The sequence below is a fragment of the Microseira wollei NIES-4236 genome, assembly GCF_020521235.1.
Lineage (GTDB): Bacteria > Cyanobacteriota > Cyanobacteriia > Cyanobacteriales > Aerosakkonemataceae > Microseira > Microseira wollei.
On sequence record NZ_BLAY01000071.1, the window covers coordinates 40,798 to 47,454 of the forward strand.

General features: G+C 45.4%; 4 protein-coding genes and 1 pseudogene. 1 reads left to right on the top strand and 4 read right to left on the bottom strand.

What is annotated here, in order from left to right:
* Window positions 1-408: 408 nt before the first annotated feature.
* Window positions 409-1,425, bottom strand: coding sequence for a sulfate/molybdate ABC transporter ATP-binding protein (locus MiSe_RS22810; RefSeq protein ID WP_226585180.1), 1,017 nt, complete (start codon window positions 1,423-1,425; stop codon window positions 409-411).
* A 493-nt stretch (window positions 1,426-1,918) separates the two neighbouring features.
* Here MiSe_RS22810 and MiSe_RS22815 point away from each other — a divergent pair, with 493 nt between their 5' ends.
* The gene (locus MiSe_RS22815; RefSeq protein ID WP_226585181.1) at window positions 1,919-2,365 is read left to right on the top strand and encodes a DUF29 domain-containing protein; all 447 of its coding nucleotides are present in this window, start codon (window positions 1,919-1,921) and stop codon (window positions 2,363-2,365) included.
* 744 nt (window positions 2,366-3,109) lie between these two features.
* On the opposite strand, the pseudogene MiSe_RS22820 reads toward MiSe_RS22815, so the two are convergent.
* From MiSe_RS22820 to MiSe_RS22830, 3 genes and pseudogenes are all read right to left on the bottom strand, one after another.
* Window positions 3,110-4,364, bottom strand: a pseudogene (locus MiSe_RS22820) (RNA-guided endonuclease InsQ/TnpB family protein).
* A 379-nt stretch (window positions 4,365-4,743) separates the two neighbouring features.
* Window positions 4,744-4,983 carry a membrane protein insertion efficiency factor YidD gene (gene yidD / locus MiSe_RS22825; RefSeq protein ID WP_226585185.1) on the bottom strand — a complete coding sequence of 80 codons (240 nt, stop codon included), beginning with the start codon at window positions 4,981-4,983 and terminating at the stop codon, window positions 4,744-4,746.
* A gap of 411 nt (window positions 4,984-5,394) precedes the next feature.
* Window positions 5,395-6,108, bottom strand: a complete 714-nt coding sequence (locus tag MiSe_RS22830; protein WP_226585182.1) for a PEP-CTERM sorting domain-containing protein — start codon at window positions 6,106-6,108, stop codon at window positions 5,395-5,397.
* Between the last annotated feature and the right edge of the window lie 549 nt (window positions 6,109-6,657).

Genomic DNA, 6,657 nt, shown 5'->3' on the forward strand with positions numbered 1-6,657 from the left:
GTAATTCTCAATAGTGCATCGCATTTTAATCCAATTATCAATTAGCTATTAGCCATTAGCCAGCTTAACGCCGCTCAAAGTTACATAACTCAATACAATGTTTCAGCGAGGAAAGTGTTAGTCCCTGCTCAGCTGACTATCACTTTAAATGGGAAGTGGACAGCAGATATTCCATTTGGTCCTAAAGATAATATGTCAGACATCGAAGTGGCAAATATCATTAAAGGTCGTTTATACGAAAGCGGAATACCTCAGTTAAAGTTTTCATTTAAATCTGAGTCCACACGCTAGCATCTTACTCTGCAAAACTGAAGCTTGGAGCATCAGCGCAGGCAAGAAGCCCACCCCACAATAATATTATTTTCTTGTGGGGTGGGCAGGAAAGCCCGCCCAATTATATCCACCCAACTAAATCGAATAATACAAAGGAAATGCCTTCGCATCCTTGGGTTTTACATACACGCGTTCTTGCGGTTCCAACTTTAACTGATCAAACCTTTCTCTGGTCAAATTCGCCGTCAAAACTTGACCATCATCTAAAGTTAATTCCGCCTGAATTTCCCATCCCAAATGAATCAAACGACTCACTCTCGCCGCTACCGTCGTGCCGTTTGGTTCTCTTTGCACCAAAATATCGTGAGGTCGTAAAAAGATTTCTGGTTGCGCCGACTCAAACCCATTCCCTGCAAACATGCGCGATGTACTTGGCAATACGTTCACCGGACCGATAAAACTCATGACAAACGCCGAAGCGGGATGGTCGTAAATTTCTGCTGGCGTCCCCACCTGTTCGACGCGCGCTTTATTCATAACCACAATCTCATCGGCAACTTCCATTGCTTCTTCTTGGTCGTGGGTGACGAATACTGTAGTCACGTGGACTTCATCGTGCAGGCGACGCAACCAAGCTCGCAAGTCTTTGCGGACTTTAGCATCTAATGCGCCAAATGGTTCATCTAGCAACAAAACTTTAGGTTCAACCGCCAATGCCCGCGCTAAAGCCACCCGCTGACGCTGACCTCCAGATAGTTGGGATGGATAGCGATCGCCCAATCCCGACAACTGCACGAGTTCGAGTAATTCCTCTACCCGCGCCTTGCTCTTGGCTTTGGCTGCTTTGCGAATTTCCAACCCAAAGGCGATATTCTGACGCACGGTCATGTGCTTGAATAAAGCGTAATGCTGGAACACAAACCCGATGTTGCGCTCCTGTACGCTTTGATTGGTAGCATCTTTGCCAGTAAGCAATATTCTGCCAGTATCCGGCATTTCCAAACCGGCAATTAACCGCAACAGGGTGGACTTTCCCGACCCCGATGGCCCTAACAATGCTACCAGGGAACCGGATTTGATTTTTAAGCTTACATCGTCAACGGCTTGGAAACTACCGAACTGTTTTGATACATTCTCTACAACTATACCCACAGGCGAAACCTCTAATAACCCGTTCTGTAATCGCAGTAAGTCCAAGTCACCGGGTATTAAAGGACACCAAACTTCGGCTCAGCTTACGATGAAGCGCTCGCAGTTCTGCCAAATCCCCAGTTAATTGCTGGACTTACTGTAGTTTATACCATATTAGGAGAAATTTTTAACTGGGTGCAAAGCCGGGAACAATGTAAATCAGCTATTGGCGATCGAGTGATATCATGTCCGGTTGTATCGGTTGATAATAGTCGATTGTGGGAAAAGCTGTTTTTTTCCCTCCCACCTGCCCACCTGCCGACCTGCTCACCCTAAGCCTAACGCTACCGATGCCTAAGGACATGATATGAGGGACTTGTGGCTAGCAAAAGCTGGCAGAAAGTAGAATTGAGTCAGTTTGGCATGAAGACCCCAGCCAAATCGTCTGTAGAGAACGATCGTCGCACAATCTCCTGGGCGAAATTGTTGATTAAAGTTTGAGCGCAGAAACAAGATGACACAGATTGTTACGCAATCTCTGTTATACGATCGCGACTTTGTGGCATGGTGTGAAGATACCGTCGCCAAATTAAAAACAGGTCGCTTCGCTGAGATTGATATTAACAGTTTGAGCGAGGAAATAGAAGGCTTGGCGGGACGGGACAAACGGGAATTGAAAAACCGCTTAAGACTACTTATCAACCACTTGCTCAAGGGAATTTATGTCGAATCTCCTGATGAATATTGGGGTTGGGAACTTACAATTCGAGAGCAACGCAGACAGATTTTAGACTTATTAGAACAATCTCCCAGCTTGGGAAATTACTTGGTCGAGGTATTTGCCAAATGCTGGGAAGATGCACTTACAGATGCACGGGAAGATTATCCAAAGGTACAGTTTCCTGATGAATGGATGTTTAGCCGGGATATTGATGCCTTACTGCGCGATCAGTTATGGTAAAGCGCCAGAAAAGCCCTTATGTGGCAGAGGCAGAGCCTTTTTGCTCTAGTTCTCAGGTTCAACCTGGGAACTAGCATTTGGAACTACGAGCCAACAGCATTACTGCTAAAGAAGCTCACATTCCGCACCCTTAACGGTCAAAATCTGTTTTGCGATCGCATTAATTGGGATCAACAAAAATATCCAATTGCGTAGGGACACGGCATAAGTAGGCTTTGCTGCTAACGAAAAGAAGATCTTACGCCGTGTCCCGACAACCAAATCAGACTTTACCCACGATGAACCTAGAAAATAAGCTCACCTGCTAGCCTAACCCAACCGATACTACCGGACACGATATCACAGTTGAGCGCCTTTGTTGTATAGTTTGTAGCCGAAAAAGCGAGGGGAAAGAATTGCCAAACCTGCGGCAGCGCAATCGCAGCTAGCGCAATTCAACGATCCGCAATCGGCAAGCGAGCAATCTGCAGCGCTGGCAGCCTCGCAGCCAAACAGGGTGCAATCGCACAGATGCAAAGGATTCTGGCAATTATTTTCCCATCTTTGTCAATTCTTTTGATTTTCTGTGCTATACAAAACTTGGCTAAACCTATTCAAGCTTCACCATTCAACTAGAGGTGGTTTCTCTTGGGTCTGCTTCCTGCTTCGACCAAGGGAGTCGGCTCCTTCTTGTCCACTAGGAAATTCGGGTTTTGCCCACCCTATGTGACTGGAGAGTATAACTGTTGGATGAACTACCCACACCTACTGACGTTGAGGTGTGGGTTTCTGTCGCTTCGTCTCCCACACTTGCCGCCATCCTCCAGTCGCCTGGGGAATAGAAGTAGAGGTGCAAGATCCACGATTGAGGGCGTTCGTTCCAAGCGCCCATGACAGCATTACTTTAGCTGCGGCTACGTCCCTGTCATCGGTGTAGCTGCATTCCGAGCAATGATGCTCGCGGAGGGACAAATCTTTTTTCCTTTGGTGACCGCAATTAGGACAAGTTTGAGAAGGCTTGACTTTTTTGGTTGGAACCTTAATTAAAAACCCACCAGCTTCCTGTAACTTGTACTCAATAGTTTTGGTAAGTTCCCCAATTCCAACATCAAGCATTGAACGGTTAAGTCCCGTTTTTTGAGTCTTCCTTTTACTGCCCTTTTTCGCCTTCGCGGTCATCCCCTTGAGATTGAGTTCCTCCGTCACGACCAGGCTATTACTGCTAACTATCTGTGCCGCCACTTTGTGAGTCCAATCTTGCCTAGAGCAAGCCACCTTGCGTTGTAACTTAGACACCCGCTCGGTTGCCTTTTTCCATCGCTTCGACGCCTTGACTTTCTTTTTGAAATTAGGCGCTCTCTTGCGCCGTTTCTGTTTAGATGCTCGTTTGATTTTGCCCTGAGCTTTTCCTAAAAACCTGGGATTTTCTATCAACGTTCCATCGCTCATGGCAACGGCATGATAAGTACCAAAATCCACCCCCACCGCACCGGAATCTGTTTCTCTAACTGGGTTGCACTCAACCGTAATTGATGCGTACCAGAGTCCATTTCGATAGACAATCGTGCAGGTAGGAGTTCCCCAGGTTCTAGCTTTCCCTCGCATTTGAATCGACAATTTAAGGTCTGTCAATTCCAGGTAACCATTGTCGCCAGTTGTATGAACCTTCCAGGACTGAGTGTCTGGGTAGCTCCATCCACTGTAATGCCGAATTGACTTGAATTTAGGCTTTCCTCTCAGTCCTTTAAAAAAGCTTTGGTAAGCTAAATCAACCCGTTTTAATGTTGCTTGCAAACTGTGCTTGCCCGAGTTCTTTATACTCAGGCCAAACTTGCTTAAAAGCAGGAAGTGAATTTTGTTGCTCTAGGTACGAAACTGAGCAACCAAACTTTTCGTATTGCAGGCGGTTGCCAATAGCCGCATTGAAGTAGAGCAGTTGATGCATTTTCCTTGCCCACAGCAGTTTTTTAGCCGCTGTTGGCTTGGGATACAACCGAAAAGTCACTCGTCTTACTGCCACAAAACCTACCTCTTTTTACACACTCATCCTAACATCAAACCTCAGACTTCCCCGCAAGGGTGATTGAATTTTAGAGGGGCATTTAACCCCTCTAAAATTCCGCTATCCTTCCCCACCTTGTAAGAAGGTGGGGACAGCCGCGATTAGTTCTGAAGCTAAGAGCCATTGTTCAACCATTATTTTCAACCTATTTAACGAATCGTGGTATCCCGTTCGACCTTTTGACAGGCTGGTCAGTTTTGAATCGACTGTGGTTTACAAACCAGATAATTTTTGGCCTTGGTTTTCGGCAAAATATAGGGAAAAATTAGCAGAAAATGACAACGCTGTCAACATCATCACCGTGAAGAACTATGAGTAACTTTAGACAAGTATTTGGCTATTTAGTAAAGCTCTCGGATTCGGAGTCTTCTGACTGCTGAGATCGGAGAATGAGACTTGCTGCCCTACAAGCTTGAAAGCGTTCCCGTGCGCTGCTGAGAGCTTCTAGCAAGCCTTTTTGAGCGATCGCGCCTTTAATATACCCAGAACAAGACTCGCCACCATACAGCACCCTATGGGCGCAGGAAAAGCCCTTATGTGGCGAAATATACCGCTGATCGGCTTTGATAGAAGCGATATGCCGACCGCACGCTTCGCGAACGCAACTTGTCGAACAAGCAAATCAAGGGGATTAATTCTGGGAATTCTCAGCATGAATTTGTAGTAACGCAAGTTGCTAGTTATCTTTTTAGGGCTGAAGACAGGTTAATGGCTAATAGCTAATGGCTAATGGTAGACCAGAAAAATATTCCCATCAGCAATTAGCAATTAGCGATTAGCTTCTGCTGTGCAACCCACGATAGTGATAACTAGCAACTTAGGTTAGTAGCATTTGAACGCCAAAAATGTAGAGACGTTATATGTAACGTCTCTACATCAGAACTACAAACTTTCAATCCTCAATTTCTGAACTTGGTTTTTAGTTTGTTTCAACTGACTTTAGCTAAAAGCCATTGGATTCTAATTCCTGGAGCGGCGAGAGAATCTATTAACCTTCCTGTTGCTGTTTCCGCTGCAATTTTGCAGCTGCACCTATTGCACCAACGGCTAATAAACCCAGCACCGAAGCTGGTTCGGGAACGGCTTGGATTTGTTGGGCTAGATACATCTGACCGAAGGCAAAACCACCAGCACTACCAGATTTATCAGTGATTGTGATGCTGGAAATTTGCTCTCCGTCAGTAGCGTAGAACCCGAAATATTTTGCACCTGCGAAACCGTTAACAAACTGCGACAGAGTTGTCGTCGTTCCACCAATCGCCGTTATTTTAATCTCAAATAAACTAAACAGGTTTGGTTCCACGTAAAGATCGAATGCACCAATCAACGAGGGCAGTGTAATCGTTGTGGTCGTACTACCGTTGTTAAAGTATACCTCGCCTGTATAGCCATTGCTCCAAGTTGCCCAGCCGTTACCAATCCCTCTTTTATTAACAGGAGAGCTGAAGCTTAGGGTGCCCAATGGTGACGAAAGACTAGATAGGTTGGAAAACAATGGTTCGTCACCATTGGGAACCGCAACCATGTTGAAACCGAGATTAGAAATCGTGTTCGACCCACTTATCCGGGAACCCGAATCATCCACTGAGAAAATTGCCGCCTCGGCTGGGGGAGCCTTAGCTAAAGAAGCTCCCAGGGATAGAAATGTTGCTCCAGCAGCAGCCATCAATAATTTTTTCACAAAAGTAGTTGTAATAGACATAATTACTGGTTTTACCCCAGATGTAAAGTTTGACATTCGGAATCATTTGGACATGGTATCTCTCCCGCCACGTTCAAATAAATCCTGGTGAAATTGCCACAGCAATTCACCGAATTAGAACCGAGTAACTATCGCGTATTTTGTAGATGCCAAAAACCCGTACTTTCAGAGCGGACTGAGAGCAAATCCGTCATCATTAGTTATTGCTCTGATAGTTGACCGCTTAACAAGATGCACGCACTTTTTACAGCTCTTGTTAATCTCTCGTTCACTTGCGATTTATCGCTTAAATCTAATTTGGCATACCCTGATGATTTTTTTTACGTATATTCCTTAGATTTACCCAATCTTTAAGTAAGTAGACCGGGAAAATCCCAGGGCGCTCTCAGTGAAAGTGCTGATGAATACTAGCTTTCTTCAATTTTACCTTCAACCGCAAGAAGGCTCCCGCCATAACGGTACGACCTTTGGCGGTGAGATGAATTGCGGACAGGATCTATGGTAGAATGTTTTACGTCAGATATAGCGACGTAGCGATGTTGGTATTCG